General features: G+C 50.9%; 2 protein-coding genes and 1 pseudogene. 2 read left to right on the top strand and 1 reads right to left on the bottom strand.

From position 1 onward, the window contains the following. Positions 1 to 156: 156 nt before the first annotated feature. Positions 157 to 1,308 carry an FAD-dependent monooxygenase gene (locus tag CRG49_RS12815; RefSeq protein WP_095502516.1) on the top strand — a complete coding sequence of 384 codons (1,152 nt, stop codon included), beginning with the start codon at positions 157 to 159 and terminating at the stop codon, positions 1,306 to 1,308. Positions 1,309 to 1,454: 146 nt separating this feature from the next. Then, on the top strand, positions 1,455 to 1,793 hold the full coding sequence (locus CRG49_RS12820) for a hypothetical protein (protein ID WP_095502517.1): 339 nt from the start codon (positions 1,455 to 1,457) through the stop codon (positions 1,791 to 1,793). A 172-nt stretch (positions 1,794 to 1,965) separates the two neighbouring features. Here the strand turns inward: CRG49_RS12820 and CRG49_RS12825 are convergent. Further along, positions 1,966 to 2,043: pseudogene (locus CRG49_RS12825) on the bottom strand (IS1595 family transposase); the annotation flags it as partial.

The following is a 2,043-nucleotide window of genomic DNA, read 5'->3' on the forward strand; positions in this document are numbered from 1 at the left end:
CCGCCGACCGAGAAAGACATTGGACTATGAGACACCGGGTGATCTGTTTTCAGCAGCCCTTGCCAATGGCATTTGAGCGTTGCACTTGAAATGCGAATGTAAGGCCGTCTGAAACAGGCTATAATCTGCACCATATTCGTTTTAGAAAACCATGCCATGATTGAACACGAAATTCTGATTATCGGTGGCGGCTTGGTCGGCACAGCGGCGGCTGTGGTGCTCAAACGCCAAGGTCGCGATGTTGCCCTGCTGGAAATCCGCCCCGCCGAAACCGATTTAAGCCGCTTGGAAACCGGCTGGGACGCGCGCATTTTTGCCATCAGCCCGGCCAATCAGGCTTTGCTGCAATCGCTGGATGCGTGGCCGTCTGAAAGCCGCATTCAGCCGGTGACCACCATGGATGTACGCGGTGACAATGGCGGACGAATCGAATTCAAAGCCGCCGATATTCCTGCGCCGCGCCTTACCGCCATCGCAGAAAATCGCTGGCTCTTGGCCGGATTGTGGCAACAAATCCGTGCGCTGGATATTCCGGTGATCACGCAAAAAGCAGTCGAACTGGAAACCGACATTCAGACGGCCTTAGTACGCTTGGAAAACGGCGATACAGTGCAGGCCAAGCTGATTATCGGTGCCGACGGTGCCAATTCTTGGGTACGCACACAAGCCGGCATTCAGGCGCGTGAAAATCCTTACGGCCATCATGGCGTGGTTGCCAACTTCATCACCGAAAAAGACCACTACGGCACAGCGTTTCAATGGTTTAAAAACGGCGAAGTGCTGGCTTATCTGCCGCTGCCCGATCACAAAATTTCCGTGGTATGGAGCACCGCCGAGCCGGAAAAACTCACTACACTCAGCCCTGAAGACTTAGCCACCGCTGTGACCGCGCAAGGCGAAGGCGTGTTGGGAAAGCTCTCGCCGCTCTCACCCGCATTTTCTTTCAACCTGATTTTGCGCCGCCCCGAAACCACATTTGCGCCGCGTGTGTTGCTGATTGGCGATGCCGCACACACCATCCACCCTCTGGCCGGACAAGGTGTGAATTTGGGGTTCGGCGATGTGCTCGAACTGCAAAAACTCAGTCAAGGCGTGACCGACATCGGCGCGTATCAATTTTTAAAACGCTTCGCACAAAACCGCCTCGAACCGGTGCGCACCATGCAATACGGCTGCGACGGCCTGTTCCGCCTGTTTGCCGACAACACCCTGCCCGCCCTGCCTTGGCTGCGTAACACCGGCTTGGATTTGGTCAACGCTGCGCCGTTTATCAAAAACCGCTTGATTAAGCATGCGATGGGGTTGTGACTGTTTAAACGTTAATTGAGTGATTGATAGGCCTTCTGAATATTTTCAGACGGCCTTGTTTTATGTCAAAACAAATTGGGATATTTAATATCGAAACAAAATAAAAGTTTATACTAATCGCTGATTTTACGCTTCAGGAAAACACCATGAAACAATACACCCCCGACCCCAAAGCCCTGCTCGGCGGCGTGATTGCCAGCGACAACGACCAAGAAATCGTGCAGCTTTCTTTGCAGCAAAACAATGAAATCCCGACTTACGAAACCGATGCGATTGTGTTATTGCTGGTGCTCAACGGCCGCGCGCAAGTCATCACTTCCGCAGGCACGCTCGACACGCAAGGCTTGCAGGTGGTGCGCCTTGAACCGAACGAAGCACACAGCATCCGCGCCTTGGAAGATGCCACCAATATTTTAGTTATTAAACAAAAAACACATGAATTGGTGTTCAGCAAGAAATTGCGCTTTGGCAGCTGCTGCTTGTGATGGATAAAATCAGGCCGTCTGAACGATAATCTTTCAGACGGCCTTTAACTTTAAGCAAACTATAGTCGTTTTAAATAGAAATCAGACAAGACGACAGCGACCGCCGTGTACATTGAGTACATAAGGGAGCTGGCAACGCTATATTATTTTAGGGGCTTAGGAAGCAAAAATATTAAATTGGGTTATTTCGAAGCATCTTCATTAATATTTTACCTAAATCTTCATGCCGGTGGTTAAACCTAAACTCCGT

It is taken from the genome of Neisseria sp. N95_16, assembly GCF_002551535.2.
GTDB lineage: Bacteria > Pseudomonadota > Gammaproteobacteria > Burkholderiales > Neisseriaceae > Neisseria > Neisseria brasiliensis.